27 protein-coding genes, 2 pseudogenes and 1 riboswitch are annotated in these 26,376 nt (G+C 71.3%); of the genes and pseudogenes, 13 read left to right on the forward strand and 16 right to left on the reverse strand.

The window, feature by feature from the left end:
* Positions 1–3: 3 nt before the first annotated feature.
* Complete coding sequence (locus ACWD01_RS32375; protein ID WP_451166859.1) at positions 4–1,590, forward strand: serine hydrolase; 1,587 nt, start codon at positions 4–6, stop codon at positions 1,588–1,590.
* A gap of 48 nt (positions 1,591–1,638) precedes the next feature.
* On the opposite strand, the gene ACWD01_RS32380 is transcribed toward ACWD01_RS32375, so the two are convergent.
* Positions 1,639–1,788, reverse strand: coding sequence for a hypothetical protein (locus tag ACWD01_RS32380; RefSeq protein WP_451166860.1), 150 nt, complete (start codon positions 1,786–1,788; stop codon positions 1,639–1,641).
* Between the two features lie 90 nt (positions 1,789–1,878).
* Here ACWD01_RS32380 and ACWD01_RS32385 point away from each other — a divergent pair.
* A pseudogene (locus ACWD01_RS32385) lies at positions 1,879–2,216 on the forward strand (transposase); the annotation flags it as partial.
* Positions 2,217–2,387: 171 nt separating this feature from the next.
* Complete coding sequence (locus ACWD01_RS32390; protein ID WP_451166861.1) at positions 2,388–2,828, forward strand: SRPBCC family protein; 441 nt, start codon at positions 2,388–2,390, stop codon at positions 2,826–2,828.
* Positions 2,829–3,014: 186 nt separating this feature from the next.
* Here ACWD01_RS32390 and ACWD01_RS32395 read toward each other — a convergent pair whose 3' ends face one another.
* The 3 genes from ACWD01_RS32395 to ACWD01_RS32405 form a co-directional block, all read right to left on the reverse strand.
* Positions 3,015–3,890: a hypothetical protein gene (locus tag ACWD01_RS32395; protein ID WP_451166863.1), complete on the reverse strand. Its 876-nt coding sequence runs from the start codon at positions 3,888–3,890 to the stop codon at positions 3,015–3,017.
* 216 nt (positions 3,891–4,106) lie between these two features.
* On the reverse strand, positions 4,107–4,313 hold the full coding sequence (locus ACWD01_RS32400) for a hypothetical protein (protein WP_451166915.1): 207 nt from the start codon (positions 4,311–4,313) through the stop codon (positions 4,107–4,109).
* A gap of 2 nt (positions 4,314–4,315) precedes the next feature.
* Complete coding sequence (locus ACWD01_RS32405; RefSeq protein WP_451166865.1) at positions 4,316–4,534, reverse strand: hypothetical protein; 219 nt, start codon at positions 4,532–4,534, stop codon at positions 4,316–4,318.
* A 117-nt stretch (positions 4,535–4,651) separates the two neighbouring features.
* On the opposite strand from ACWD01_RS32405, the gene ACWD01_RS32410 reads away from it, so the two are divergent.
* The 4 genes and pseudogenes from ACWD01_RS32410 to ACWD01_RS32425 all read left to right on the forward strand — a co-directional run bounded on the left by ACWD01_RS32410 (position 4,652) and on the right by ACWD01_RS32425 (position 7,714).
* On the forward strand, positions 4,652–5,491 hold the full coding sequence (locus tag ACWD01_RS32410; protein ID WP_451166866.1) for a helix-turn-helix domain-containing protein: 840 nt from the start codon (positions 4,652–4,654) through the stop codon (positions 5,489–5,491).
* Positions 5,475–5,741, forward strand: a complete 267-nt coding sequence (locus ACWD01_RS32415) for a DUF397 domain-containing protein (protein ID WP_451166868.1) — start codon at positions 5,475–5,477, stop codon at positions 5,739–5,741. The genes ACWD01_RS32410 and ACWD01_RS32415 overlap by 17 nt, the downstream gene beginning before the upstream one ends.
* Positions 5,742–5,976: 235 nt before the next feature.
* A pseudogene (locus ACWD01_RS32420) lies at positions 5,977–6,254 on the forward strand (hypothetical protein); the annotation flags it as partial.
* Between the two features lie 218 nt (positions 6,255–6,472).
* Positions 6,473–7,714 (forward strand): MFS transporter, encoded by a 1,242-nt coding sequence (locus ACWD01_RS32425; RefSeq protein WP_451166870.1) that lies wholly within the window; start codon positions 6,473–6,475, stop codon positions 7,712–7,714.
* Between the two features lie 18 nt (positions 7,715–7,732).
* Here ACWD01_RS32425 and ACWD01_RS32430 read toward each other — a convergent pair whose 3' ends face one another.
* The 9 genes from ACWD01_RS32430 to thrC all read right to left on the reverse strand — a co-directional run bounded on the left by ACWD01_RS32430 (position 7,733) and on the right by thrC (position 16,693).
* A complete protein-coding gene (locus ACWD01_RS32430; protein ID WP_451166872.1) occupies positions 7,733–8,167 on the reverse strand; it encodes a lasso peptide biosynthesis B2 protein in 435 nt (144 codons plus the stop codon).
* A complete protein-coding gene (locus ACWD01_RS32435; protein WP_451166874.1) occupies positions 8,164–8,421 on the reverse strand; it encodes a lasso peptide biosynthesis PqqD family chaperone in 258 nt (85 codons plus the stop codon). The genes ACWD01_RS32430 and ACWD01_RS32435 overlap by 4 nt, the downstream gene beginning before the upstream one ends.
* A gap of 27 nt (positions 8,422–8,448) precedes the next feature.
* Positions 8,449–10,263 (reverse strand): asparagine synthase-related protein, encoded by a 1,815-nt coding sequence (locus tag ACWD01_RS32440; protein WP_451166876.1) that lies wholly within the window; start codon positions 10,261–10,263, stop codon positions 8,449–8,451.
* Between the two features lie 19 nt (positions 10,264–10,282).
* Complete coding sequence (locus tag ACWD01_RS32445; RefSeq protein WP_451166877.1) at positions 10,283–10,396, reverse strand: keywimysin-related RiPP; 114 nt, start codon at positions 10,394–10,396, stop codon at positions 10,283–10,285.
* A gap of 300 nt (positions 10,397–10,696) precedes the next feature.
* Entirely contained in the window at positions 10,697–12,154 is a 1,458-nt protein-coding gene (locus tag ACWD01_RS32450) for an alanine/glycine:cation symporter family protein (protein ID WP_451166879.1), read from the reverse strand.
* Between the two features lie 288 nt (positions 12,155–12,442).
* Positions 12,443–14,065, reverse strand: coding sequence for a chaperonin GroEL (gene groL, locus ACWD01_RS32455; protein ID WP_356898910.1), 1,623 nt, complete (start codon positions 14,063–14,065; stop codon positions 12,443–12,445).
* A 402-nt stretch (positions 14,066–14,467) separates the two neighbouring features.
* Positions 14,468–14,671, reverse strand: coding sequence for a cold-shock protein (locus ACWD01_RS32460; RefSeq protein WP_005315736.1), 204 nt, complete (start codon positions 14,669–14,671; stop codon positions 14,468–14,470).
* Positions 14,672–15,080: 409 nt separating this feature from the next.
* A complete protein-coding gene (locus ACWD01_RS32465; protein ID WP_046258800.1) occupies positions 15,081–15,356 on the reverse strand; it encodes a MoaD/ThiS family protein in 276 nt (91 codons plus the stop codon).
* Positions 15,357–15,388: 32 nt separating this feature from the next.
* Positions 15,389–16,693, reverse strand: a complete 1,305-nt coding sequence (gene thrC / locus ACWD01_RS32470) for a threonine synthase (protein ID WP_451166881.1) — start codon at positions 16,691–16,693, stop codon at positions 15,389–15,391.
* A gap of 17 nt (positions 16,694–16,710) precedes the next feature.
* Positions 16,711–16,839, reverse strand: a riboswitch (SAM riboswitch).
* A gap of 182 nt (positions 16,840–17,021) precedes the next feature.
* On the opposite strand from thrC, the gene ACWD01_RS32475 reads away from it, so the two are divergent.
* From ACWD01_RS32475 to ACWD01_RS32485, 3 genes are all read left to right on the forward strand, one after another.
* Entirely contained in the window at positions 17,022–17,990 is a 969-nt protein-coding gene (locus tag ACWD01_RS32475; protein ID WP_451166882.1) for a glucosyl-3-phosphoglycerate synthase, read from the forward strand.
* 38 nt (positions 17,991–18,028) lie between these two features.
* Positions 18,029–18,307 carry a hypothetical protein gene (locus tag ACWD01_RS32480; protein ID WP_451166884.1) on the forward strand — a complete coding sequence of 93 codons (279 nt, stop codon included), beginning with the start codon at positions 18,029–18,031 and terminating at the stop codon, positions 18,305–18,307.
* Between the two features lie 108 nt (positions 18,308–18,415).
* Positions 18,416–19,873, forward strand: a complete 1,458-nt coding sequence (locus tag ACWD01_RS32485; RefSeq protein ID WP_451166886.1) for an alpha,alpha-trehalose-phosphate synthase (UDP-forming) — start codon at positions 18,416–18,418, stop codon at positions 19,871–19,873.
* Positions 19,874–20,393: 520 nt separating this feature from the next.
* Here ACWD01_RS32485 and otsB read toward each other — a convergent pair.
* The 3 genes from otsB to ACWD01_RS32500 all read right to left on the reverse strand — a co-directional run bounded on the left by otsB (position 20,394) and on the right by ACWD01_RS32500 (position 22,879).
* Positions 20,394–21,251, reverse strand: a complete 858-nt coding sequence (otsB, locus tag ACWD01_RS32490; protein WP_451166888.1) for a trehalose-phosphatase — start codon at positions 21,249–21,251, stop codon at positions 20,394–20,396.
* A gap of 10 nt (positions 21,252–21,261) precedes the next feature.
* Entirely contained in the window at positions 21,262–21,543 is a 282-nt protein-coding gene (locus ACWD01_RS32495) for a DUF3263 domain-containing protein (protein ID WP_451166889.1), read from the reverse strand.
* A gap of 61 nt (positions 21,544–21,604) precedes the next feature.
* A complete protein-coding gene (locus tag ACWD01_RS32500; protein WP_451166891.1) occupies positions 21,605–22,879 on the reverse strand; it encodes an ABC transporter substrate-binding protein in 1,275 nt (424 codons plus the stop codon).
* 242 nt (positions 22,880–23,121) lie between these two features.
* On the opposite strand from ACWD01_RS32500, the gene ACWD01_RS32505 reads away from it, so the two are divergent.
* The 3 genes from ACWD01_RS32505 (at position 23,122) to nagA (ending at position 26,292) form a co-directional block, all read left to right on the forward strand.
* Positions 23,122–24,015, forward strand: coding sequence for an SIS domain-containing protein (locus tag ACWD01_RS32505; RefSeq protein WP_451166893.1), 894 nt, complete (start codon positions 23,122–23,124; stop codon positions 24,013–24,015).
* 145 nt (positions 24,016–24,160) lie between these two features.
* Entirely contained in the window at positions 24,161–25,093 is a 933-nt protein-coding gene (locus ACWD01_RS32510; RefSeq protein WP_451166895.1) for an ROK family protein, read from the forward strand.
* Positions 25,093–26,292, forward strand: a complete 1,200-nt coding sequence (gene nagA / locus ACWD01_RS32515; RefSeq protein ID WP_451166897.1) for an N-acetylglucosamine-6-phosphate deacetylase — start codon at positions 25,093–25,095, stop codon at positions 26,290–26,292. Before ACWD01_RS32510 ends, nagA begins: the two co-directional genes overlap by 1 nt.
* Positions 26,293–26,376: the final 84 nt, after the last annotated feature.

The following is a 26,376-nucleotide window of genomic DNA, read 5'->3' on the forward strand; positions in this document are numbered from 1 at the left end:
AGCATGGCTCTCCAGCGACGTGTGGGACACCGCCGACGCAGAGCATTCACGGTGGCGGGTCTGGTCTCCCTTCTCGTGGCCACCGGTGTCACCGCGGCCGGTGCGGCCGAACCCCCACCACCGCCCCCGCCCCAGCTGACCGACAAGCAGGTGAACGACGCGGTCGCGAAGCTGGACGGCATCGTCCGCGACGGCATGAAGAAGACCGGCGTCCCGGGTGTCGCCGTCGCCGTCGTCCACAAGGACCGGGTGGTGCACACGGAGGGCTTCGGCGAGCGGGAGACCGGCAAGCCAGGTGCCGTGTCGCCGGACACGGTGTTCCAAGTGGCGTCGCTGTCCAAGCCGCTGGCGTCGACCGTGGTCGCCGGAGCCGTGGGCGACAAGAAGATCGCCTGGGACGACCCCGTGGCGAAGCACGTCCCCGGCTTCGCGCTGAAGGACCCGTGGGTGACGGAGCACGTCACCGTCGCCGACCTCTTCTCGCACCGCAGCGGCCTGCCCGACCACGGCGGCGACCTGCTCGAGGACCTCGGCTACGACCGCGACTACATCCTCTCCCACCTGCGCCACCTGCCCCTGTCTCCGTTCCGCGCCTCGTACGCGTACACCAACTTCGGTGTCACCGCGGCCGGCGTGGCCGTGGCCGAGGCGAGCGGCACCAGCTGGGAGAAACTGGCACAGGACACCCTCTACACACCGGCCGGGATGAACTCCACCAGCTCCCGCTTCGACGACTACGAGAAGGCGGAGAACAAGGCCGTTACGCACGTCAAGGAGGGCGACACCTGGAAGGCCAAGTACGTGCGGGACGCCGATGCGCAGTCCCCCGCGGGCGGTGTCAGCTCCACCGCCGAGGACATGGCCGCCTGGATGCGCCTGCAGCTCGCCGACGGCAAGCTGGGCGACGACCAGATCATCCCGGCCGACCCGCTCAACCGCACCCACGTCCCCGCGTCAGTCTCCCAGCCCCCCGCCTCCCCGGCGGACCGCACCGGTTTCTACGGCCTCGGCTGGAACGTCGGCTACGACGACCAGGGCCGGCTCCGCCTCAACCACTCCGGCGCGTTCGGTCTCGGCGCCAACACCAACGTCACCATGCTGCCCGCCGAACAGCTCGGCATCGTGGTCCTCACCAACGGCGAGCCGGTGGGCCTCGCCGACTCGATCGCCTTCAACTTCTACGACACCGCCCAGTACGGGAAGCCCACCGCCGACTGGCTCGCCAGGATCGCCCAGGTCTACGAGCAGCAGGAGCAGGAGGCCCGCTCCCCCACCGACTACGCCAAGCCTCCGTCCGACGCCGCCGGCGCGCGGCCGACCGACACCTACACGGGCACCTACCGCAACGACTACTACGGACCTCTCAGGATCACCGCCAGGGACGGCGAGCTGACCATGGAACTCGGCCCGAAACCCCTGCGGCTGCCCCTCACCCACTACGACGGGAACACCTACAGCTTCACGACGGTGGGCGAGAACGCGGTCGGCCGCTCGGGCGCGATGTTCACCGTCGCCCCGGACGGCAAGGCGTCCGAGGTCCGCGTCGAGAGCCTCGACGGAAACGGACTCGGCACCTTCACCCGCGAGTAGCACGGCCCAAGTCGATGAACCCGGGCGACCCCAGGCGGATCGGCGCCTTCACCCTGACCCCTTCATCGTGTCCGTCAAGTCCTGCGACGGCTCCTCGCTCCAGAGCCGGCGCGTCAACTCCAAGACGTCCTCCGGCACCACCCTCAAGAACGTCTCCACCGACACCTGTCTGGCCATGACCGACACGAACGTGATCACCCGATCCTGTGGCCCCACCGCAGCCAACCAACTCTGGCACGGGTTCCGAGCGGAGCCGTTCCTGCGGTGCGCTGCGTTCGCCGCAGGGACCGAGGAGGCCGGTGGCAGTGCCACCGCGAGGTCGTCAACGGGACTCGGTTCGGGCAGAGGACCGGGCTTCCGTGGCGGGATCTGCCGTCCCGTTTCGGGAAGTGGAAAACGGTCTACGAACGGCATCGCCGCTGGTCGGCGGACGGCACCTGGGAGAGGCTCCTGCGGGCCGTCCAGGCCGATGCCGACGCTGAGGGCCGGATCGATGGAGCATGATCAGCGTCGACTCCACAAGCTGTCGCGCTCATCAACACGCGGCCGGCGCCCTCACTCGCGCCCCGAAGATGCCGAGCAGAGGCAGCCGACCGGTGCGCCACCGCTCTGATGAGGCCCTGGGCACGTAGCGCGCTCTCTACCAGGCCACCTGCTCGCACTCATCGAAGCGCAACGACGGCCGAGGGGTCGCCGCCGATGCGGCACGCGGAGGTCCTGTGCTCGGCCTGCCGGCTACCTGGCATGCCAAGGGGACCGGTGGGACGATGGTCTTGAATCTAGCCAAAGGGGACGACATGACTGCGATCAAGGAAAGCATCGATATCGCCCGGCGCCCCGAAGACGTCTTCGCGTTCGTGACCGATCCCTCGCATCTGCCCGAGTGGCAGGCGAGCGCCGTATCGGCCCAGACGTTGGGCGACGCCCCTCTGGCCGTGGGCTCGAAGATCCAAACGGTCCGGCGGGTCGGCCGTCGAGAGATCCCGATGACCATGGAGGTGACCGAGCTGGATCCTCCGAGGCGGTGGCACTTCCACGGTGTCGACGGCCCCATCCGAGGGGATGTGACGGGCACGATCGAGCCGCTCGGCAACGGGGAGCGGTCGCGCATGACGTTCTCCGTCGACTTCGAGACGCACGGGATCGGCAAGGTGATTGCGCCGCTCGTACTCCGTCCGCAGCTGCGGAAGGAGTTGCCGAAAAATGAGGAGAGGCTGAAGACGTTGCTCGAGGCGTGAGCCCCGCCTGGATGCGGCGGCATCATGAGGGCCCGGCACCGGGGTTGCGGGAGCGACGAGGGGGCGCCGGGCACCGTGGGTCTCCGCCACGCCCTGGCGACCGGGACTTCGTGACCGCCGCACGCTCCGCGGTCGAGCTGCAACAGCACAACGTGCACGACGGCCCCCGCTGACGCACCGGCCGGCTCAGCCGCGCAGCGTCACCCCGTACCGCGTCCGCAGGCGGGTGAGCTCCCACCACGCGATGGCCGTCACCGACGCCGGGCCGCCGATGACCGCGCAGATCTGGACGAGCGGCGGGCCCGGCGGCATCCCAGTCGTGGCCAGGTTGATGGCCGACAGCTCCCACACCAGGACGCCGGTGAGCAGCGCCGGGAGCCCCGCGTGGACTTCGGCCGTGTTGAACGCGGTACGCACGGCCGTCGTCGACGCGAAGACGACGAAGAACACCACCCACAGCACCGGCATCAGCAGCGCGAGCGTGATCAGCGGGCTGACGGGGCTGTTCGCGTAGCTCTGGGCGAGCAGCATCACGCCCGCGAACAGCAGCGGCACGGCCGTGAACGCCCCGAAGTACCAGAGCACCGAACGGACCGCCGGCCGCAGACGCGCCCGCATCCCCGGCCGCGCGGCGGGCGGCGCGAGCCGGAACAGGACGATCAGCACGAGCGGGGTGGTCAGGAGCAGCAGCCACGGCGTGATCGCCAGCCGGAAGAAGTACTGCTCCTGCACCTCGTCCCAGTCCGCCTCCGTACCGTAGGCGACCAGGATCAGGAACGACGCGGCGAGCGCGGCCCACGCCCGGGTCTTCTGCGCCCGCCACACCTCCGGGTCGTGGTACCGGCGGATGCTGTGCGCGGGGAACTTGCGCCGCGCCTGCCGCCGGGCCGACCTGGCCAGCGGATAGCCGACGAGGACCGCCAGCGCGGGCCACACACAGCACATGCCGAGCGCCAGGAGGCAACCCGGCACCCGCCGCAGCTCGTTCAGCAGCTCCCGCAGCGGGGGCCACTCGTCCGCACGGAACCGCTGCCACAGCGTCGGGCGCGGCCCGTACGGCACGTACGGCGGCGGCCCCGGATACGGACCGGGAGGCGGACCCGGGTACGGTCCCGGGTGCGGCCCCGGCTGCGGCGGCACTCCCGGACGCGGCGGCTGCGGCCGCCCGTCCCGCCGGTACGGATTCTGTCCCCCGAATGTCACGCCCGCGTCCCCTCCCGAAGTGGTCCGCAGATCATTTCAGGAACATCAACTGCCGTGCACACAAAGGCATATGCCTCAGGGCAGCCGGGCCGCCGCGTTCACCTCCCGCACCCGCGCCCGCAGCACCTCCCCCGGCGTCGCGGACCGCACATCCCCGGGCGGGCAGTCCCACTCCCTGCCCCCGCCCGGCGGCCGGAGCTGTACGCACGTACCGACCTGCCCCATGACGATCCCGACCCGCCCGTCCCGTACGTCGACGGCGTACCGGCCGAGGGGAGGCACGCTCACTTCTCCAGCTCCTGGAGCACCGCCGCCAGCCGGAGCGCCGTGTCCAGATTGCAGCGGCCCAGGTCGATCAACGGGTACGGAGCCTCGCTCGCCAGCGAGACGACGTCCACGCGCAACGACGGCAACGTCACCGACACCACCCCGAGCCCGGCCCTGAGCCGGTCCACCACCTCCTCGGCCGTCCGCAGCCGCTCGGCCGATCGCACCACCGTCATGTTCTCCGCACCTCCAGTACACAGTGTTCCGATTCCTCACCCAGCGTGTCCGGACGCGGCTAGCCTGGGAAGAGACGGCGGCCCAACAACGCGACCTGTCGATCAGGGAGTTGCACCATGCCCGGACCCAAGGACCTCGACCCGTCGACCTCACCACGCGCCCTGCTCGGCGCGGAGCTCCGCCACGCCCGCATAAGGGCCGGTCTCACCCAGGACGAGCTGGGCGGGCCGCTGTTCGTGAGCGGCTCGTACATCGGCCAGATGGAAGCCGGCACCCGCCGCATCCTCCCGGAGCACGCGGCCCGCCTGGACGAGGCGCTGGGCACGGACGACTTCTTCACGCGCAACTGCGAGGTCTCCAAGAAGTCCCGCTACCCCGACCACTTCGCCGAGGCGGCGGAGGCGGAGGCGACGGCGGAGACCATCAAGGAGTACGCGCCGCTGCTGATCCCCGGCCTGCTCCAGACCGAGGCGTACGCCCGCGAGGTCTTCCGCGCATACCACCCGACGGCTCCCGAGGAGGTCATCGACGAGCTGGTGGAGGCGAGGCTCGACCGGGCGCGCCTGCTGGCCGATCCAACAAAGCCATTGTTGTGGGCGGTGCTTGACGAGGCGGTGCTACGACGGGAGGTCGGCAACGCAGCCGTGATGGCGGAGGCGCTGCGGCATGTGGCGGCCCTGGCGAGGCGCCACCGGATCATCGTGCAGGTGCTCCCGTTCGCTGCGGGCGCGCACGCCTCGATGAACGGCTCCATCAAGCTGATGACCTTCGCCGACGCACCCCCTCTCACGTACACAGAGGGCCCCGGAGCAGGCCAGTTGGAGGACGATCCGGCCACGGTCGCCCGCCACCAACTCACCTACGATCTCCTGAGGGCCACTGCACTGTCGCCGGAAGACTCCCTGGCCCTGATCGAGTCAGTGGCGGAGGATTACGCACATGAAGAGCAGCCCTGAGTACGACCTGACCACGGCCATTTGGCACAAGTCCAGCTACAGCGGCGGCGACGGCGGCAACTGCGTCGAGGTCGCCACCGCCTGGCGCAAGTCCACATACAGCGACGCCAGCGACAACCAGTGCCTCGAAGTCGCCGACGGTCACCCCGACGTCGTCCCCGTCCGCGACTCCAAGGACCCCGACGGTCCGAAGCTCGCGTTCCGGCCCGGCCCCTGGTCCGCGTTCGTCACCGAGCTCAAGCGCAACTGAGCAGCCCTCCCGAAGCTCAAGAGCCGGGATTCGAGCGCTCTTAACAAGGATTGGTTCGGTCGGGTCTCATGTAACCCACCCGCCCACCCTGGCGACTTGACGCGCAGGTTGACTCGGGGCGACCGACTTGCCACGTACGGTCACCACGCTCTAGCGTTCCGATAAACGAACAACCCCCGCCCGGTGCTGGAACACCTGCGGGGGTCTGACCACAAGATCGAATCGAGCTCGATCCATGGCTGACTGCCAGCTTAGTGCTGCCCCTCATCCCCTCGCCAACCCCGGCTACGGCAAACGAACCGTGCCGGGCCAACCGCCCGCACGGCTGACGACTTCGCACACCTGCCCAAGCGTGAGGCGGCCGTCGCCGCGTACATCGACCGGCTGGACGACAACAGCGACATCTCCGTGAAGACGCCGGCGAAGTTCACCCCGTACGGCCAGTGGGCCGTCTCCAAGACGCTCAACCACCTGATCCGGGCCGGGCACCTGCGGCGCGGGCTGGAGGCGATCAAAGACCTACTCCTACGGCGAGACCGTCCGCCTCCCCTCCCCCGTCGACATCACCCTCGAAACGGAGAAGCTCAAGGAGTACGCCCAGGCGTAAACTCGGCTGCATGAGCCGACGACGACATTGATCCACCGCCTCAGGTCCAGGAACGGGCTGTCGCGGGCCGCCGCGCGGGTGAGCACCCGGCGTCCCCCGTCCGTTCCACGCAAGGACCACACGCATGCTCACCGCTTCGTCGTGCCCGCCCGGGGCCAACGGCCCGCTCGATCCCCGCGTCCGCAGACTTGAGCGAAGGCTCTACGCCTACGCGGGACTTGAGGACTTCGTCCTCCTCTACCCCCTCTACGCCCTGCTCTTCGCCGAGCACGGTCTGAACACCGCAGAGATCTCGTCCCTGTTCGCCATCTGGTGCGTCGTCGGCCTGCTGGTCGAGGTGCCGTCCGGTGTGTGGGCCGACGTGGTGTCCCGCCGGGCCGTGATGGTCGTCGGCCCGGTGCTGACCGCGTGCGGCTTCGCGCTGTGGGCGCTGACCCCCTCGTACGCCGCCTACGCCGCCGGGTTCACGCTCTGGGCGATCGGCGGTTCGCTGCGCTCGGGCTCCATGGAGGCGCTCGTCCACGACGAGCTGGAACGGCTCGGCGCGGCCGCCCGGTACGGGCGGGTCATGGGCCGGGCGGCGGCCGTCGGCATGGCCGCGACCGCGGCGGCGACCGCCGCCGCCGCGCCCGCGCTCGCCTTTGGCGGCGACACCCTGGTGTGGGCGGGCAGCATCGCCGCGTGCCTGCTGTGCGCGGCGGTCGGCGCGACGCTCCCCGAGCACCGCGCCGCCGTCCCCCACGAGCACGCCGAACGCCTTGGCTACCTCGCGACGTTGAAGGACGGCCTCACCGAGGTGCGCGGCAGTCGGCCGGTCCGCCGGGCGATGGTGCTCGCGGTGGTGATCACCTCGGTGTGGGGCGTACTGGACGAGTACGTGCCGCTGCTGGCCGCGTCCACGGGCGTCGCGACCGAGACCGTGCCGCTGCTGGTGCTGGTGGTGTGGGTCGGGGTGACGCTCGGCTCGCTGCTGGTGGGCCGGGGCGAACGGCTCACGGACCGCACGGTCGGCGCGCTGGTCGCGGCGGCCGCCGCCGCGCTCGCCGTGGGCGCGCTGTCCGGGGTGCCGGCCGGATTCGTGCTGCTGGGCGCCGCGTTCGGTGCGTTCCAGCTCGCGGACGTACTGGCGGACGTACGGCTCCAGTCGGCGATCACCGGCCGGAGCCGGGCGACGATCACCTCGCTGACCGGCCTGGGCACCAACATCGCCTCCCTGCTGGGCTTCGGCGCGTACGCGGCACTGTCCCCGTTCGTCTCGCACGGCGGCGTCTTCGCCCTGCTGGCGCTGCCGTACCTGCTGGTGGCCGCCGCACTGAGCCGCTCGCCCCGACCGGCCCCCGTGCCGGCCGGTCGCGAGGCGCAGTAGCGGGGGCCTGTTCGCCGGTCAGCGGGAGGCGGGGTGCGGCGGCACGGCGATCAGGCGGGCGAAGCTCTCCGGGCGGCCCCGTTCGCCGATCAGTTCGCCGTCCGCCTCGATCCAGGCGTGCGCGGCGAACGGCGGCGCCGCCCGGACGCCGACGCACCAGGTCGGCCAGACGCCCTGGAGGCGGCAGAGCAGGGCGATGGAGACCGAGCGCGGCAGGCAGGAGCGCAGGCCGTTGAGGCTGAGGCTGGCCGCGAGGACGGAGCTGCGGGCGGAATGGGCCTGCGCACTGCTCGCGGGCGCGGCGCCCCGGCTGAGCCGGGTGAGGACGCGGGTCAGCAGGTGGGGTTTGAGCAGGGCCAGCAGCCGGGCCGTGCAGATGGCCAGCCTGGTGAGCAGCCGCAGTCGCAGCGGCCGTCTGGTGCGGTCGCGGTCCAGGGCGACGGTGATGCTCATTCCTGGACCACCCCTGCGGAGCGCATGGCCTCGATCAGGGCCCGTACGTCGTCGGCCGCGCGCGCCGTGTCCACGTCGAAGTGGTCGGTGACGCGGCGGACGGCGTCCTCGGCGTCGCCGCCGTCCAGCAGGGCCTGGGCGGCGGTGGCGGCGCTGGGGTTCATCTGCCAGTACTGGCCGGTCTTGGTGTCCAGCAGGACCGCACCGTATTCGGTCCGGGTGACGGTGAGATACGGGCGGTTGCGCAGGTTCATCGCATTCCTTCCTTCCGGCCGGGCAGGTCAGGCGACCGCGCGCAGCCATGCTTCGCAGATGATGGTGGAGTCCACGGCGCCGTCCTTGAGGGCGGGCGTGCCGGGCGTCCCGGTCAGCCGGGACAGGGCCTCGGCGTCGATGAGTCCGGCCTTGGCGAGGGTGCTGTCCTCCCACAGCGACCGGATCTCGTCGCGGTGCCGGTAGAGGCCGCCGACCGCGTCGACGGTGCCTTCGAACTTGGTGGCGCGGGCCCGGCACTCCTCGGGGAGGACGCCGCGTACCGCCTCCTTGAGGACGGGTTTGAACTGCCAGGGGTCGGTCCGGTCCTCGGGGCGTACGGACAGGGCGGCGTCGACGACCGCGTCGTCGAAGTACGGCATCGTGACGGGGACGCCGGCCCGGCGCCCGGCCTCGGCGATCGCCGCGCACTCCTGGGTGCCGGTGTAGAGGGCGGACAGCTCGCGGTGGCGGCCCAGTGTCGGCGCGTACGGTTCGGCCCGCTCCGCGGCCTCGCGCAGCCCGGCGGTGACCAGTTCGCGGCACTCGGGCGTGAGCCAGGGCTGGACCACCGGCGGGGCGACCCAGGCGAGCTGCGGGGTGCAGAAGCCGAGGTCACCGGGGGCGTTCAGGTCGATCCCGGCCACCGCCCGGCGGTAGGAGCGCCGGTCGGCGAGCTGGCGCAGCACGGGGCGCCAGCGCCAGCCGTAGAGCGTGCGGTAGCCGCGGACCCGCTGCCAGGCGAGCAGCGGGCGGCGGGCGATCAGGTCGTGGCAGTAGGCGCCGGTCTGGAAGAAGAGATGGTCGCCGCCGTGGCCGGTCATGTGCAGCCGGGAGCCGCGCTGCGCCATCAGGGAGATCACCGCGGTGGCGCGGTCGCGGCTCATGGCGACGCCGGCGGGGATGTCGGTGCGGCAGCCGTCGTCGAGGATGCCCCGGTAGAACAGCGGTGTCTGCTCCGGCGTCAGCTCCACGTGCTCGACGTGCGGCCAGTGCGCGGCGGCGAGGCGGGCGTAGTGGGCGTCGTCGCTGATCGTCTCGTCGCCGGGGATGCCGCCGACGATCAGTTCGCCCGGGCCGAGCTGTCCGGCGGCGAAGGAGCAGAGCGTGGTGGAGTCCAGTCCGCCGGACAGGTCCGCGCTCAGCAGACCGTCCCGCTGGGTCCGTACGGCGACGGCGGCGGCCAGCGCCTCGCGTACGGCCGCCGCGCCGTCGGCCGCCGGGCGTACCGGGGCGGGCGGGGTGTGCCATCGGACGTGCCGGGGGGCGGCGCGGCCGGCGGGGACGAGCAGGCAGTCACCGGGCTCCACGTCGGTGACGCGGCGCCACATGGAGCGTGGGGGGAGCTGGACGGCCAGTGGTTCGGGCAGCCGCATCGCCAGGGCGGTGAGGTCGATCTCGGCGCCGGCCAGGTCGGCCAGCGCCACGGCGCGGTCGCCGGCGACGGGGCAGCCGTCGACGACGGTGTGGTGCACGCGCCGCATGCCGTAGGCCGTGCCCTGTACGTAGAGGGCGCCGGAGACGCTGCCGACCACGTGGAAGCTGCCGGGGATCGCCGCGGACAGGGCCTGGAGCCGTCCGGTGCTGCCCTGTAGCCTCCCGGTCCGGCGGGCGAGTTCGTCCGTCCGTTTCGGCAGCATGCCGATCAGTGCGACGGCGTCCGTGCCGGCCCGGGCGACGGCGATGTCCTCGTCCGCCCAGTGGCCGATGATCCAGGGGCGGCCCGAGGGGTGGTGCAGCACCCGCAGGCCGGGGGCCTCCGTCTGGAGGCGACGGGCCACGGCGCCCGCGTCCTCGCGGTCAGGAAGCGCAAAGAAGTGCGGTGCGCCGTGGCTCGTCATCATGGGTTCCTCCGGGCGTCCGTCAGAACCAGCCGCGGCCGGTGCCGTCGTTGCCCAGGATCACCACGAAGCCGGTGACGTCGCGGAAGGAGCCGGCGGAAACGAACTCCGGGGTCTCGTAAGCCTTCTTCGCCATGGTTCAGTCCTCTCTCTCACAGGGGGCGGCCGGTCGACCGCTCGGCAGCCATGCTTGCCGCCCCGGGGCCGGCCGGGCGAGGGCGCTGACCGCTTGGTGCCGATGGTGGGAACGCGCGTGGCAGGTTTTGCCGCAATGCGCATGACAGGTGGGGTCACGTCGTTCCCCGCCGCGTCCGGACCGGGGAGACCGGGGGACGCGCCGGGGAACGCCCGAGGGCGGCACCCCGTTCAGTGGGGTACCGCCCTCGGTCCTGCGGACAGGTCCGATCCGGGAAGGATCAGAGGCAGGAAGTCCGTGTCACCGCCCGCCGTGCGCCGCCGCGAGCGGCTGCTCGCCGTCGGTGTCCGTGCCGGCCGGCTCCCAGCACTCCACGCCCTTCAGGCCGGGGATGCGGTCCCGGGTGAAGACGGGGTCCAGTCCGGCGCGGCGCTGGGCCGTGTAGTCGTCCATCAGCCGGAAGGCGATCACCGACAGCGGCAGGATCGCGATCAGGTTGACGAAGACCATGGCGCCCATGGTGATGTCGGCGAGGCTCCACACGATGCTGACCGAGCCCATCGCGCCGAGCACGGCGCAGGCCAGGACGACCGCCCGGTAGCCGGTCATCGCGGACCTGCTGCCGGTGATGAACCGGATGTTGGACTCGCCGTAGTAGTAGTTACCGATCATGGAGCTGAAGGCGACCATGAAGACCACCAGCGTCAGGATGTGACCGGCCCAGTCGCCCAGCGCCAGGTTGAGCGCGGACTGGGTGACGTCCGCGCCGCCGCGCTCGCCCAGGGTCGGGTTGGCGCTGAGGATGATGAAGGCGGTCATGCTGCAGACGACCAGGGTGTCGAAGTAGACGCCGACGGTCTGCACCAGGCCCTGCTTGACCGGGTGGGTGGTCTCCGCGGAGGCGGCGGCGTTGGGCGCGGAGCCCATGCCGGCCTCGTTGGAGAACATGCCGCGCCGCACGCCCTGCAGGATCGCCGTGCCGACCGCGCCGCCCGCGACCTCGCGGAAGCCGAACGCGCCGCCGACGATGTCGGCGATCATCCCGGGGACGGCGGTGATGTTGAAGAGGACGACCACGAGGCCGAGCAGCAGGTAGACGGTCGCCATCACCGGGATCAGGACCTTGGTGACCGCGGCGAGGCGCTTCACGCCGAAGAACACGGCCATCGCGAGCAGCACGGCCAGCACGACGCCGAGCACCGGGGCGAACCAGCCGGAGTCCGCGCCGCCGTCCAGGGAGCCCTTGACGGCCACGGTGATGGTGTTGGACTGCACGGCGGTGAGGACGAAGCCGAAGGTCAGGGTGATGAGCACGGCGAACAGCACACCGAGCCAGCGCTTCCCGAGCGCGCGCTCCATGTAGTACGCCGGGCCGCCGCGGTAGGTGCCGGGCTCGCTGCCGCGCGCCTTGTAGAGCTGGGCGAGGACGGACTCGACGAACGCGGAGGCGCCACCGACGAGGGCCATCATCCACATCCAGAAGACCGCGCCGGGCCCGCCCATGGTGATGGCGGTGGCCACGCCGGCGATGTTGCCGGTGCCGATACGGGCGGCGGCGGAGATGGTGAACGCCCCGAAGGGGGAGACGCCGTCGGCGGGCTTGTCCCTGAAGACACGGAACATGTCCGGGAGCATCCGGAGCTGGACCGCCCTGGAGCGGAAGGTGAACCAGAGGCCGGCCACGGCCACCAGGGGAATCAGCAGATAGGTCCAGAAGACATCATTGATGTCGACGATCCAGGTGTTGAGCGTGCTCATGATGTGGTGCGTCCCGGGTCTTTGTGAGTCGGGGCTCGGCTCGGGCCGCCTGCGTACGGGTCACGTACGGCTGCTGCCCCAGGCCGCGGAAGCACTTCTTCCGTTCAAAGCTCTGGGAGAGCTAACCAGGGCCTCGTCCCGCTGAAAAGACATTCCGGTCGTGCCGCATCTCACACTGTGTACCGGTTTCTCCGCATGAAACGCCCCGGGGAGAAAATGCCCGAGGGCGGCACCCCGTTCAGTGGGGTGCCGCCCTCGGTCAAGGACGGTTGATCGACCAGGGGCCGATCAGAAGTCCATGTCACCGCCCGGCATGCCGCCCGGAGCGGCCGCGGAGGCCTTCTCCGGCTTGTCGGCGATGACGGCCTCGGTGGTGAGGAACAGCGCCGCGATGGAGGCCGCGTTCTGCAGAGCGGAACGGGTCACCTTCGCGGGGTCGATGATGCCCTCGGCGATCATGTCGACGTACTCACCGGTCGCGGCGTTCAGGCCGTGGCCGACGGGCAGGTTGCGCACCTTCTCGACGATGACGCCACCCTCGAGACCACCGTTGACGGCGATCTGCTTGAGCGGGGCCTCCAGCGCGAGCTTCACGGCGTTGGCACCGGTCGCCTCGTCACCCTGGAGCTCGAGCTTCTCGAAGACCGAGGAAGCCTGGAGCAGAGCCACGCCACCACCGGCGACGATGCCCTCCTCGACGGCCGCCTTCGCGTTGCGAACGGCGTCCTCGATGCGGTGCTTGCGCTCCTTGAGCTCGACCTCGGTCGCGGCGCCGGCCTTGATGACGGCCACGCCGCCGGCCAGCTTCGCCAGACGCTCCTGGAGCTTCTCGCGGTCGTAGTCCGAGTCGCTGTTCTCGATCTCGGCACGGATCTGGTTGACGCGACCCTGGACCTGGTCGCTCTCACCGGCACCGTCGACGATCGTGGTCTCGTCCTTGGTGATGACGACCTTGCGGGCGCGGCCCAGCAGGTCCAGGCCGGCGTTCTCGAGCTTGAGGCCGACCTCCTCGGAGATGACCGTGCCGCCCGTGAGGATGGCGATGTCGTTCAGCATGGCCTTGCGGCGGTCGCCGAAGCCCGGAGCCTTGACCGCGACGGACTTGAAGGTGCCGCGGATCTTGTTGACGACCAGGGTCGACAGGGCCTCGCCCTCGACGTCCTCGGCGATGATCAGCAGCGGCTTGCCGGACTGCATGACCTTCTCCAGCAGCGGAAGGAGGTCCTTCACGTTGCCGACCTTGGAGTTGACGATCAGGATGTACGGGTCGTCCAGGGACGCCTCCATACGCTCCATGTCGGTGGCGAAGTACGCCGAGATGTAGCCCTTGTCGAAGCGCATACCCTCGGTGAGCTCGAGCTCCAGACCGAAGGTCTGGGACTCCTCGACGGTGATGACGCCTTCCTTGCCGACCTTGTCCATGGCCTCGGCGATGAGCTCGCCGATCTGGACGTCGGCGGCGGAGATGGAGGCGGTGGAGGCGATCTGCTCCTTGGTCTCCACATCCTTGGCCTGCTCGAGCAGGGCGCCGGAGACGGCCTCGACGGCACGCTCGATGCCGCGCTTCAGGGCCATCGGGTTGGCGCCGGCCGCCACGTTGCGCAGGCCCTCGCGGACGAGCGCCTGGGCGAGGACGGTCGCGGTGGTCGTACCGTCACCGGCGACGTCGTCCGTCTTCTTGGCGACTTCCTTGACCAGCTCAGCGCCGATCTTCTCGTACGGGTCCTCGAGCTCGATCTCCTTGGCGATGGAAACACCATCGTTGGTGATCGTGGGGGCGCCCCACTTCTTCTCGAGGACGACGTTGCGACCCTTGGGGCCAAGGGTGACCTTGACGGCGTCGGCGAGCTGGTTCATCCCGCGCTCGAGACCGCGCCGTGCCTCCTCGTCGAACGCGATGATCTTGGCCATGTGAAGTGGTCCTCCCGGACTGGGGTGGATTGCTTCGGATCGCATCCGGCGCCCGCGACGGACGGCCTGCGCGCCATGTGGTTCCTTGCCCCACCCGGCCCGCGGACCTCACCGACTCGATCCAAGTTCTGTCACTCTCACTAGGAGAGTGCTAACGCAATGATTAGCACTCGACCCCCGAGAGTGCAAGCGCCTTCGAAGAAGGCTCCTTGAGGGGCGGTGGTCGGTGGGGGCACCTCCCAGGCGAAGTTCTGGGGGAGGGTGGGCACAAGCGCCTGTGGACAGCGCGGCGTCGACGCGCAGGCGTCCGGACACGCGTGAGGGGCCCGCATCCCGGTGACCGGGAGGCGAGCCCCTCATGCGTGAGTGCGTCGGTGGCCGAACGCGCCTGGATCAGTTGGATCAGACGGCGAGCTTGACCATGTCAGCCTGCGGACCCTTCTGGCCCTGCGAGATCTCGAATTCGACTCGCTGACCTTCTTCAAGGGTGCGGTAACCGTCCATCTGGATCGCGCTGTAGTGGACGAAAACATCCGCACCACCGTCGACCGCGATGAAGCCGTACCCCTTCTCCGCGTTGAACCACTTGACGGTGCCCTGAGCCATGCCTAACTCCCCTATTACTGGCCCTTGCGCAGGACCGCACTTCGCGGACCCGGGTCATATCTCCACCCCAGCAGGAGGGGTGTGCGCCGGAACGCGTCGACCGCGGCTGAATGTATCTGCCCAACTGCCCTCTGCAACAGGTCAATCGGACGAGAAATCTGGGCAGGACCGAACGGCCGATCCATCTGATTCCATGGAATTCCGGGGCAAGTCGGGCCCGGCAAAAGGCGCCTAAGTGGCAATTCGATCACGTACTTTGGCCGCATTCTTGCGGAACTCGGAGCATTCACGAGCAGCCGGCGGAGGGGGCTTCCCAGACTCTACCGCGCTCAACCATGCAGAATTGCCCCCTCCGCTTCTGGGGCGGAGAGGGCAATCAGGTAACTGCGGGTAATTCCCTGGGGAGAGATCAGCCGCCGGCGACCGCGGGGATGATCGACACGCCCGCACCCTCCGGCGTGGCCGTCTCCAGACCCTGCTCGAACCGGACGTCGTCGTCGTTCACGTACACGTTGACGAACCGGCGCAGCTTGCCCTGGTCGTCCAGGACGCGGGCCGCGATGCCGGTGTGGTTCTTCTCGAGGTCCGCGATGACCTCGGCGAGGGTCGCGCCCTCCGCGGCGACCTCGGCCTGGCCGCCCGTGTACGTACGGAGGATGGTGGGGATGCGGACGTTGACGCTCATGTGTGCAGCCTTCCTTGGGTCTCGGGCGGGTCTCAGCGGTCCAGGCCGGCGTCGCGGAACGCGTCCAGGCTCGGGCGGATGACGGCGGTCGCCTGGGAGGTCTCCGCGACCGCGTCGAGGGTCTTGAGGCCGTCGCCGGTGTTGAGCACGACGGTGGTGAGAGTCGGGTCGAGGACGCCCGCCTCGATCAGCTTCTTGGCCACACCCACGGTCACGCCGCCCGCCGTCTCGGCGAAGATGCCCTCGGTACGGGCCAGCAGCTTGATCGCGTCGACGATCTGCTCGTCGGTCACGTCCTCCACCGCGCCGCCGGTGCGGCGGGCGATGTCCAGCACGTACGGGCCGTCGGCCGGGTTGCCGATGGCCAGCGACTTGGCGATGGTGTCCGGCTTCTGGGGACGCACCACGTCGTGCCCGGCCTTGAAGGCGGCGGAGACCGGCGAGCAGCCCTCCGCCTGGGCGCCGAAGATCTTGTACGGCCTGTCCTCGACCAGACCGAGCTTGATCAGCTCCTGCAGCCCCTTGTCGATCTTCGTGAGCTGCGAGCCCGACGCGATCGGCACGACGAGCTGGTCCGGCAGCCGCCAGCCGAGCTGCTCGCAGATCTCGTACGCCAGGGTCTTGGAGCCCTCCGCGTAGTACGGGCGGAGGTTGACGTTGACGAAGCCCCAGCCCTCGCCCAGCGGGTCGCCGATGAGCTCGGAGCAGAAGCGGTTGACGTCGTCGTAGTTGCCCTCGATGCCGACGAGTTCGCCGCCGTACACCGCGGCCATGACGACCTTGCCCTGCTCCAGGTCGTGCGGGATGAACACGCAGGAGCGCAGACCGGCCCGCGCGGCGGCGGCGCCGACCGCGCCCGCGAGGTTGCCGGTGGAGGAGCAGGACAGGGTGGTGAAGCCGAAGGCGCGGGCGGCCTCGAGGGCCTGGGCGACGACGCGGTCCTTGAAGGAGTGCGTCGGGTTGCCGGAGTCGTCCTTGATGAACAGACCGCCGGTGACGCCCAGTTCACGGGCGAGGTTGTCGGCCTTGACGAGCTGGGTCCAGCCCGGGTTCAGGTTGGGCTTGTCGGCCACGTCGGCGGGGACGGGCAGCAGCGGGGCGTAGCGCCAGATGTTGGCCGGGCCGGCCTCGATCCGCTTCCGCAGCTCTTCGGGGCTGCCGCTCGGCAGGTCGTATGCGACTTCGAGCGGCCCGAAACACTCCGCACACGCGAAGATGGGGCCGAGTTCGAAACGCTGTCCGCATTCCCGGCACGCGAGGGCGGCGGCGGGGCCGAGGTCCACGGAGGTGGACGCGGGGGCGGAGGTGCTGGTGCTTGCGACGGTCTGCGCAGCCATGATGGCGAGGCCCTTTCTCCTCATCTTCCTTGTGACGCATTTCGCCACAAGACGGAATTGGCACCTTCCCCACCGTTGACCTCGCGGTCGGCGGGAGGGTTGCCGGGGCTTCAACGGGCCGTTCCCTCTGCCCCTCTGGATGAGCGGTATGGCTCCGGACGTGCGGTCCGGGCGTTTGTGTGCGTGGACCCCCCGAGATGCGAGGGTCGTTCGCGTTGTTCAAGACTGTAACCGAAGCCCCGGACGGTTGAGATAGTCGTCCGAACCGCGAGATGGATCACAGACCACTGTTCACCGCCTGTTTGCCGACTGCCGAGGGAGACCCGAAGTGCTCGATGAGGTGGCCCGCTGGCTGAGCCGACGCTCCTGGTCCGCGTCCGACCGCTCCCTCGACCGGCTGATATCCGCCAAAGTCAGGCGGGGTACGACGGTCAGCGTCGTGCTTCCCGCGCTGAACGAGGAAGCGACGGTCGGCGACATCGTCACGATCATCCGCCGCGAGCTGATGGAGAACGTCCCGCTCGTCGACGAGCTGGTCGTCGTCGACTCCGCGTCCACCGACCGCACGTCCGAGGTCGCCGCGGCCGCGGGGGCCCGGGTGGTCCACCGCGACGCGATCCTGCCCGGCCTGCCCGCCGTGGCCGGCAAGGGCGAGGTGCTGTGGCGGTCGCTCCTGGTGACCGGCGGCGACATCGTCTGCTTCTGCGACTCGGATCTGCGCGACTTCTCGCCGGACTTCGTCTCCGGCATCGTCGGGCCGCTGCTGACCGAGCCGGAGGTCCAGTTCGTCAAGGCGATGTACGACCGCCCGCTCGGCGGTGGCGCCGGGCCCGGCCCCGACGGCGCGCCCGCCCAGGGCGGACGGGTGACCGAGCTCGTGGCCCGGCCGCTGCTCAATCTGCACTGGCCGCAGCTGGCCGGCTTCGTCCAGCCGCTCGGCGGCGAGTACGCGGCGCGGCGCTCGCTGCTGGAGCGCCTCCCGTTCCCGGTCGGCTACGGCGTGGAGCTGGGCCTGCTGGTCGACTCGCTGAACCTGGTCGGCCTCGACGCGCTGGCCCAGGTCGACGTCGGCACCCGCAAGCACCGCCACCAGGACGGGCAGGCGCTCGGCAGGATGGCCGCGACGATCTACCGCACGGCGCAACTGCGGCTCTCCCGGCCGCACTTGGTACGTCCGTCGATCACCCAGTTCGACCGGGTCGAGAACGGCTTCGCCCCGCGGACCTACCAGGTGGACACGGAGGAGCGGCCGCCGATGCTCGAGATCAGTGAGTACGCGGCGCGTCGCGCGGCATAAGCGAGACCTGCCGGTCATTTTGCCTACATTTCCGACATATGGGACTCATCGGATTTCTTGCTCCGGCGCGCGGCAGGCACCGCAGGCCCACGCCCCTGGCCGCGCACGACCGGCTGACCCGGCTGCTCGGCGTACTGGCCGTCACGACCGCCGCGACCCTCGGCCCGGCGACCCCCGCGACGGCGGCGAGACAAGTGGAGATGGCCCGCACCGGCGCCACGACGGAACAGCTCTGGCTCCTGGGCGGCATCGCCCTGAGTCTCACGGCCGCGGGCCTCGTCGCCCTCGCCGCCACCCGCGGCCGCCGGGACCCGTGACGGGACCGCGCGGGGGGTGCGCCGGCTGTCCCGGAGCCGCCGCGGCCCCTGCCCGGAACCGGACGTACGCATGTTTTAGCGGCAGCGGTACGGGCTAGGGTTCGGCACATGGTCTCCGACGCAGCCCAGATCCTCGTCGCGTCCAACCGCGGCCCAGTCTCGTACGCGCTGAACGAGGACGGAGAGCTCGACGCCCGCCGCGGCGGTGGAGGACTCGTCTCCGGCCTGTCGGCCATCGGCTCGAACGCCAGGTCGCTGTGGGTGTGCGCGGCCCTCGGCGACGGTGACCGCGAGGCCGTGCGGCGCGGGGTCGGCGAGCCCGGCGTACGGATGCTGGACATCCCCGCGGCCGTCCACCACGACGCGTACAACGGCATCGCCAACTCGGTGCTCTGGTTCGTCCACCACATGCTCTACCAGACGCCCCTGGAGCCCGCTTTCGGCCAGGAGTTCCGGCGGCAGTGGGGCGCGTACCGGCTCTACAACCGGGCGTTCGCCGAGGCGCTCGCCGTGGAGGCGGCCGACGACGCGGCGGTGCTGGTGCAGGACTACCACCTGGCGCTGGTGCCGGGGATGCTCCGCGAACTCCGCCCGGACCTGCGGATCGGGCACTTCTCGCACACCCCGTGGGCTCCCCCCGAGTACTTCGCGATGCTCCCGGGCGACATCGCAGAGGAGCTGATGCTCGGGATGCTCGGCGCGGACCGGCTCGGCTTCCTGACCAAGCGCTGGATGCGTGCCTTCCAGAGCTGCGCCACCACCGTACTGGCCCCGTACGACGGGACGTCGGTGTGGCCGAAGGACAACGAGCCGGCCTTCGAGTTCCACATGGAAGGCCGCGGCCGCCACCGGACCCGGCTCGGGGTGCACGGGCTCGGGGCCGACGCCGACTTCCTGCGTGAGCGCGCCGCGCGGCCCGACGTCGAGGAGCGCCTGGCCGCGCTGCGGGAGCAGGCGGGCGAGGGCCGGCGGACGATCGTCCGCGTCGACCGCACCGAACTGTCCAAGAACATCGTGCGCGGGCTGCTGGCCTTCCGGGAGCTGCTGGAGCAGCGCCCCGAGTGGCGCGAACGCGTCGTGCACATCGCGCTCGCCTACCCCTCCCGCCAGGACCTCGCGGTCTACCGCGAGTACACGGCCGAGGTCTCCCGCGTCGCCGACGGGATCAACGCCCAGTACGGCACGGACGGCTGGACGCCGGTCGTCGTCCATGTGAAGGACGACTTCGCCCGCTCACTGGCCGCCTACCGGATGGCCGACGTCGTCCTGGTCAACCCGATCAGGGACGGGATGAACCTGGTCGCCAAAGAGGTCCCCGTCGTCACCGACCTCGGCTGCGCCCTGGTCCTGTCCCGCGAGGCCGGCGCCCACGAGGAACTCGGCGACGACGCCCTGACCGTCAACCCGTACGACGTCAGCGGCACCGCGGCCGCACTCCACGAGGCCCTGACGATGTCCGCCGACGACCGCGCCGAACGCTCCAAGCGCCTGGCGGCGGCAGCGACCGCGCTGCCGCCGCGGCAGTGGTTCCTCGACCAGCTGAACGCGCTGCGCGAGGACGGCTAGCCGAGTCCGGGGTCGCGCTGGCCCACCTCGTGGCGGTCACCGGATCCCGCCCGGTGAGCCTCCCCGATGGCCCCGTCGCCGAGTTGCTCGGCCACGCCGTCGGCCAGTGCCTCCCCACCGGGCCCGGGGCCCGGTCGGTGGAGCTGGCCGGCCCGGGGATCCGCACGCCCCGGCCCCGCCCCGACGTCCTCCTCGTTCCCCGCCACCCGCTCACCGGCGCACCCTGGCGGCCACCCGGCGACGAGGGCGCCGTGGTGCCGCTGGACAGCGGGGTCTGGGCGTACCTCGCCCACCCGTGCGAGACCTCGCCACTGCCCGCGACCGGGGCGCTCCCGAAGGATGTCCTGCGCGACGACTACAACCTGCCGTACCCCTGGTGGCCGCTGGTGCCGCACCACCGCGCCTTCGTGGACACCCTGGTCGGGGCTGCCCGCCGTACGCGCTCCACGACTGCGCAGGTATCGCGACCGCAACGGCTGGTGACCCGAGCCGGAAGCCCTCGGGAGCTGTCCGGCTCAGGTCACTGGAGGCGCTGTGCCAGGGCCGCCAGGAAGTCGGCCAGTTGGGCGGGGCCCGGGAGCAACAGGTCGGCGCGTTCCGCGAGTTCGGTGACCTCGCTGCCGCTGCAGACCAGCAGGCCGGCCATTCCGTCGGAGCGGAACTTTTCGACGGCGGCGTACGCGGCGAGGTCGCCCAGGTCGTCCCCCGCGTACAGCACCGTTTCCGCGCCGGTCTCGCGGACGTACTCGGACAGGGCGACCCCCTTGTCCATGCCCGGCGGGCGCAGTTCGAGGACCAGGCGGCCCGGTTCCAGGACCAGGCCGTGGCGGGAGGCGAGGGCCGCCAGGGGGTCGCGCAGCGCGTCGAAGGCGGCCTGGGGGTCGGTGGCGCGGCGGGTGTGGACCGCGACGGCGCGGCCCTTCTCCTCGATCCAGGTGCCCTGCCAGGCGCCGATGCCGTCGAGGAAGCCGGGGAGTTCGGCGCGGGCCGCCGCGACGCCCGGGTCGGGGGCCGGTGCGCGGACGGAGCCGGTGACGGCGTCCCACCGTTCCGCGCCGTAGTGGCCGAGGACGACGAGGTGTTCCAGGCCCGGGACGCCGGCGAAGCCGCCGTAGCGGACGGCGACCCCGGCCGGGCGGCCGGTGATCACCGCGACGGAGGCGACCTTCGGCGCGAGCGCGGCGAGCGCGGGGACGGCGCGCTCATGGGCGCGCGCCTGCTCGGGGTCGGGGACGATCTCGGCGAGCGTGCCGTCGAAGTCGAAGGCGATCACGGCTCTGCCGGGCCGTTCGAGGAGTGCCGCGAGGCCGTCCCGGCCGGCGGGGGTGGACGGCGTCGGCAGGGAGTCTGCTGCTTCTGCGTACGGGGAGCTGCCCATGCCTCCGACCCTAGCGCCGACCTCTCCTCGCGTCCCTCACACGGCGCAGCCGGTTGACCGTGACCGGATCGTGGGCGAGGGCGCGCGGGTCGTCGAGGAGGGCGTTGAGCAGCTGGTAGTAGCGGACCGGGGAGATGTCGAGCTGCTCCCTGATGGCCCGTTCCTTGGCACCGGGTCCGCGCCAGGACCGCCGTTCCATGGCCAGAACGGCGCGGTCGCGCGCGGACAGCTCCCGGCCGGTGGCCGACTGGTCGTCCGTCGCCGGGTCGTCGGGTCCCTGGTCCTCGGTCATACGATCCAACATATCGGCGCCTTCTGACGTTCGACCGCCCCTGTGGACAACGCCGGCGGCGCTACTCCGCGGCCTCGGCCGCCCTGGCGTCCTGGGAGATCCGGGTCAGTGTGCGGGCGGGGCTGCCGCCCGGTCCCACCGCCTCGCCGATGTTCTTCTTGATGTCCTCGCTGGCCGCGGCCCACGAGGTCTTGCCCACCGGCGGCAGCACGGAGCCGGGCAGCACCTCCAGGAACTCCTTGAGGTCCGCGTGCTCCGCGTCGTTCCGCATCGCCTCCTGGGCGGAGACCGTCACCGGCAGCAGATCGTTCTGGCCGGCGAAGTCCAGGACGTTCCGGTCGGTGAAGAGGTAGTCCAGGAACGTGCCGATCTCCTTGCGGTGGCCGTTCTGCTCGAAGCCCATGATCCAGTCGGCGACGCCCATCGACGCCTCGGCCGGGCCCTCCCGGCCGGGCAGCGCCACCGTGCCGACGTCGACGCCGGCCTTCTCGGCGGCCTGGAGCAGCGAGGGGTGGCCGTTGACCATGCCGACCTCGCCGCGGGTGAAGGCGGCGAAGGCGTCCTTGCGGTTGAGCTTCGCGGGGGCGACCGGGCCGGTGAGCTCCGCGTCGACCAGGTTCTCCTTCAGCCACTCGAAGGTCTCGATGTTCTGCGGGGAGTCGATCGCGTATCTGCCGAGCTCGTCGGTGTAGCCGCCACCGCCGCTGAGCAGCCACATCATCGTCTCCGCCTGGGCCTCCTCGGGGCCGAGCGGGAGGGCGAAGGGGTACTGGGCGCCGGTGTTCAGCTTGAGCAGCTCCGCGTCGCTCTTCAGCTCGTCCCAGGTCTTGGGGGCGCCGGTGATCCCGGCCTCCTTGAAGAGCTCCTTGTTGTAGAAGAGCAGCCGGGTGGAGGCGACGAACGGCAGGCCGTACAGGGTGCGCTTCATCTCGCCCGCGTCGGTGAGCGGGGGAAGGAAGTTGGACTGGACGGGTATGGAGAGCATCTGGTCGGCGGAGTACAGCTTGCCGGCCGCCGCGTAGTCGGCGTACGCGCCGATCTGGGCGATGTCGGGGGCCTTGCCGGCCTTGACCATCTCGGCGACCTTGCGGTCCACGTCGTTCCACGACTCGATCTGGACGTCGACGTCGATGCCGGGGTTGTCGGCCTCGAACGCGGCCGTCAGGTCGGCCCAGTACTTCTTGCTGCTCTCGCCGCCGGCGACGTCGTAGTCCGCGGCGACCAGCTTGAGGGTGACGCCGTCACCGGAACCGCCGGACGTGCCGCAGCCCGCCAGCGACACCGTCATTCCGAGTGCGGCGACTGCCGCGGTCAGACCCAAGAAGCGCCGCTGCACAGCTCTTCCCCACCCTCTGCTGCTCGTTTTGTCCGTTTGTTCGCAGTCGTCCCCCGCGACGTCCTGTGAGATGAGGAGCGATCCTCCCCCATCCGGCCCATAAGGTCTACACCACTGCGGTCTCACTTTCACAACGCCCGCGCCTGCGGTACGGGACCGCCGCCGGGCACCGTTGCCGCCGCGACACGACGGCTGCTATGCACGTCGGGTCATGGCCGCCCGCCCCCGAGGAGCCTCACCGCATGTCGCGTACCGCAGCAGAGATAGCCACGCAGCCCGCCTGCTGGCGCCGGGCGGCCGAGGCCGCCGCGGCGTTCGAGGGCCTGCCCGGGCCGGGTGAGCGGGTCGCCGTGACCGGCTGCGGGACGTCGTGGTTCATGGCGCTCGCGTACGCGGCGCTGCGGGAGGGGGCGGGGCTGGGCGAGACCGACGCGTTCGCCGCGTCGGAGTTCCCGGCGGGCCGCGCGTACGACCGTGTGGTCGTCATCACCCGCTCCGGCACGACGACCGAGGTCCTCGACCTGCTCGCCCGGCTCGGCGGCCGGGTGCCCACGCTCGCGCTGACCGCCGACCCCGCGGCGCCGGTCGTGCGGGCCGCCGACGCGGCGGCGGTGCTGGACTGGGCGGACGAGGAGTCCGTCGTCCAGACGCGCTTCGCCACGACGGCCCTCGCGTTTCTGCGGGCGGGGCTCGGGGAGCTGCCGGGCGTCAAGCCGGTCGCGCAGGCGGCGGTGGACGCGGAGCTCGCGCTGACCGAGCCGCTGCCGGAGGCCGTGGTCACCGCCGAGCAGTGGACCTTCCTCGGACAGGGCTGGACCTACGGGCTGGCGCTCGAGGCCGGGCTGAAGATGCGGGAGGCGGCGGGCGCGTGGACGGAGGCGTACCCGGCGATGGAGTACCGCCACGGCCCCATCGCCGTCACCCGCCCGGGGCGCGTCACCTGGGTCCTCGGCGCGCTCCCGGAGGGCCTGGCGGGCGACGTCGCCCGCGCCGGCGGCACGCTCGTGGCCCGGCAGGACGCCGACCCGCTGGCGGACCTGGTGCGCGCCCAGCGCCTCGCGGTGGCCCTGGCCGAGTCGCAGGCCCTGGACCCGGACCACCCCCGCCACCTCTCGCGCAGCGTGATCCTCGGCTGACCGCCGGGCCGCTCCGACGGGCCCGCCTGGACACCCGTTCGGCCCTGATACGGGGGTTCGGCCGAGGCCGCCGGTTTGTATGGCGTGGCAACAATCTCGGGCAGTGGACTAGACCTATTCCGGGTTCACCCGCCAGACTGTTCACGTGAGACACGTCATCGCCCTCGATGTGGGCGGCACCGGTATGAAGGCTGCCCTGGTCGGGGCGGACGGCGCGCTGTTGTACGAGGCGCGGCGCGCGACCGGGCGGGAGCGCGGGGCGGACGCCGTCGTCGAGTCGATCCTCGGCTTCGCCGAGGACCTGCGCGCCCACGGGCAGCGGCACTTCGGCACGTCCGCCGAGGCCGCGGGCGTCGCCGTGCCCGGCATCGTCGACGCCGAGCAGGGCATCGCCGTCTACGCCGCCAATCTCGGCTGGCGCGACGTCCCGCTGCGGAAGCTGGTGAGCCAGAGGCTCGGCTCCGTCCCCGTGGCCCTCGGGCACGATGTCCGCACCGGCGGCCTCGCCGAGGGCCGGATCGGGGCGGGCCGCGGCGCCGACCGGTTCCTGTTCGTGCCGCTCGGCACCGGCATCGCCGGCGCGATCGGCATCGACGGCGCCATCGAGGCCGGCGCCCACGGCTGCGCCGGCGAGATCGGCCACGTCGTCGTCCGCCCCGGCGGCCCCGCCTGCGGCTGCGGGCAGCGCGGCTGCCTCGAGACGCTCGCCTCCGCCGCCGCGGTCACCCGCGCCTGGGCCGCCGCGAGCGGCGACCCGGACGCCGACGCCGCCGACTGCGCCAAGGCCGTCGCGGCCGGCGACAAGAAGGCGGCCGCGGTGTGGCAGGAGGCCGTCGACGCGCTCGCCGACGGCCTCGTCATGGCGCTCACCCTCCTGGACCCCCGCACGCTGATCATCGGTGGCGGCCTGGCCGAGGCCGGGGAAACCTTGTTCACACCCCTTCGGGCGGCGGTGGCGGAACGCGTCACGTTCCAGAAGCTGCCCACGATCGTCCCGGCGGCCCTCGGGGACACCGCCGGATGCCTGGGCGCAGGGCTGCTCGCCTGGGATCTACTCGCCACGGAGGTAACCGCCTGATGGCCGCCAGCGCCGCTCGCGCCACGAGCACGGTTCACACCAGAAGCCCGCGCCACCCGAAGAGCACCGTCCTGGCCGGTGCCCGCGTGGTGCTGCCGACGGGGACCGTCGAAGGCGGACGGGTCGTCGTCGAGGGCACGAAGATCGTCACGGAGGCGTCCGCCGACGCGTCCGTGCACGACCTGTCCGGCCACTGGGTCGTCCCGGGCTTCGTCGACATCCACAACCACGGCGGCGGCGGGGCGTCCTTCACCTCGGGCACCGCGGAGGACGTCCTGCGGGGCGTGCTGACGCACCGGCGGCACGGCACGACGACCCTCGTCGCCTCCACCGTCACCGGCGACATGGACTTCCTCGCCCACCGGGCCGGCTTCCTGTCCGAACTGGTCGAGCAGGGCGACCTCGCGGGCATCCACTTCGAGGGCCCGTTCATCTCCCCGTGCCGCAAGGGCGCCCACAGCGAGGACCTGCTGCGCGACCCCGACCCGGCGGAGGTCCGCAAGCTGATCGACGCCGCCCGCGGCGCCGCCCGGATGGTCACCCTCGCCACCGAACTGCCCGGCGGCATCGACTCCGTACGGCTGCTGGCCGAACACGGCGTGATCGCCGCGATCGGCCACACGGACGCCACGTACGAGCAGACCCGCGAGGCCATCGAGGCGGGCGCCACGGTCGCCACCCACCTGTTCAACGCGATGCCCGCGCTCGGGCACCGGGCCCCCGGGCCGATCGCCGCGCTGCTCGAGGACGAGCGGGTCACGGTCGAGCTGATCAACGACGGGACGCATCTGCACCCCGCCGCCCTGGAGCTGGCCTTCCGCAGCGCGGGCGCCGGCCGGGTCGCGTTCATCACGGACGCCATGGACGCCGCCGGATTCGGCGACGGCCGCTACCAGCTCGGGCCCCTGGAGGTCGAGGTCAAGGAAGGCGTCGCCCGGCTCGTCGAGGGCCACTCGATCGCCGGCTCCACGCTCACCCTGGACACCGCCTTCCGGCGCGCCGTCACCGTCGACCGCCTCCCGGTCGAGGACGTCGTCGCCGCCATCTCGGCCAACCCGGCCAAGCTGCTCGGCGTCTACGACAAGGTCGGCTCACTGGAGACCGGCAAGGACGCGGACCTCGTCGTGCTCGACGCCGGCTTCGCGCTCAAGGGCGTCATGCGCCGCGGCGAATGGGTCATCGACCCCCAAGTGGGCTGATCACGCGACACCTAACGGCAGGCGGTCGGTCACCGGGTCTTGGGCCGACCGCCTGCCGTTTGGCATGATCAGGACCCGTACCAG

Source organism: Streptomyces sp. NPDC002835 (assembly GCF_053591995.1).

Excerpts from the sequence above, each read along its gene's own strand:
- ACWD01_RS32410 (WP_451166866.1), top strand. The coding sequence starts at position 4,652 with ATGCCCGGACCCAAGGACCTCGACCCGTCGACCTCACCACGCGCCCTG.
- groL (WP_356898910.1), bottom strand. The coding sequence starts at position 14,065 with ATGGCCAAGATCATCGCGTTCGACGAGGAGGCACGGCGCGGTCTCGAG.
- ACWD01_RS32435 (WP_451166874.1), bottom strand. The coding sequence starts at position 8,421 with ATGAACCTGCGCAACCGCCCGTATCTCACCGTCACCCGGACCGAATAC.
- ACWD01_RS32505 (WP_451166893.1), top strand. The coding sequence starts at position 23,122 with ATGTCGCGTACCGCAGCAGAGATAGCCACGCAGCCCGCCTGCTGGCGC.
- ACWD01_RS32375 (WP_451166859.1), top strand. The coding sequence starts at position 4 with ATGGCTCTCCAGCGACGTGTGGGACACCGCCGACGCAGAGCATTCACG.
- ACWD01_RS32405 (WP_451166865.1), bottom strand. The coding sequence starts at position 4,534 with ATGACGGTGGTGCGATCGGCCGAGCGGCTGCGGACGGCCGAGGAGGTG.
- ACWD01_RS32465 (WP_046258800.1), bottom strand. The coding sequence starts at position 15,356 with ATGAGCGTCAACGTCCGCATCCCCACCATCCTCCGTACGTACACGGGC.
- ACWD01_RS32415 (WP_451166868.1), top strand. The coding sequence starts at position 5,475 with ATGAAGAGCAGCCCTGAGTACGACCTGACCACGGCCATTTGGCACAAG.
- ACWD01_RS32460 (WP_005315736.1), bottom strand. The coding sequence starts at position 14,671 with ATGGCTCAGGGCACCGTCAAGTGGTTCAACGCGGAGAAGGGGTACGGC.
- ACWD01_RS32480 (WP_451166884.1), top strand. The coding sequence starts at position 18,029 with ATGGGACTCATCGGATTTCTTGCTCCGGCGCGCGGCAGGCACCGCAGG.
- ACWD01_RS32425 (WP_451166870.1), top strand. The coding sequence starts at position 6,473 with ATGCTCACCGCTTCGTCGTGCCCGCCCGGGGCCAACGGCCCGCTCGAT.
- otsB (WP_451166888.1), bottom strand. The coding sequence starts at position 21,251 with ATGGGCAGCTCCCCGTACGCAGAAGCAGCAGACTCCCTGCCGACGCCG.
- ACWD01_RS32485 (WP_451166886.1), top strand. The coding sequence starts at position 18,416 with ATGGTCTCCGACGCAGCCCAGATCCTCGTCGCGTCCAACCGCGGCCCA.
- nagA (WP_451166897.1), top strand. The coding sequence starts at position 25,093 with ATGGCCGCCAGCGCCGCTCGCGCCACGAGCACGGTTCACACCAGAAGC.
- ACWD01_RS32390 (WP_451166861.1), top strand. The coding sequence starts at position 2,388 with ATGACTGCGATCAAGGAAAGCATCGATATCGCCCGGCGCCCCGAAGAC.
- ACWD01_RS32430 (WP_451166872.1), bottom strand. The coding sequence starts at position 8,167 with ATGAGCATCACCGTCGCCCTGGACCGCGACCGCACCAGACGGCCGCTG.
- ACWD01_RS32440 (WP_451166876.1), bottom strand. The coding sequence starts at position 10,263 with ATGATGACGAGCCACGGCGCACCGCACTTCTTTGCGCTTCCTGACCGC.
- ACWD01_RS32495 (WP_451166889.1), bottom strand. The coding sequence starts at position 21,543 with ATGACCGAGGACCAGGGACCCGACGACCCGGCGACGGACGACCAGTCG.
- thrC (WP_451166881.1), bottom strand. The coding sequence starts at position 16,693 with ATGGCTGCGCAGACCGTCGCAAGCACCAGCACCTCCGCCCCCGCGTCC.
- ACWD01_RS32450 (WP_451166879.1), bottom strand. The coding sequence starts at position 12,154 with ATGAGCACGCTCAACACCTGGATCGTCGACATCAATGATGTCTTCTGG.
- ACWD01_RS32445 (WP_451166877.1), bottom strand. The coding sequence starts at position 10,396 with ATGGCGAAGAAGGCTTACGAGACCCCGGAGTTCGTTTCCGCCGGCTCC.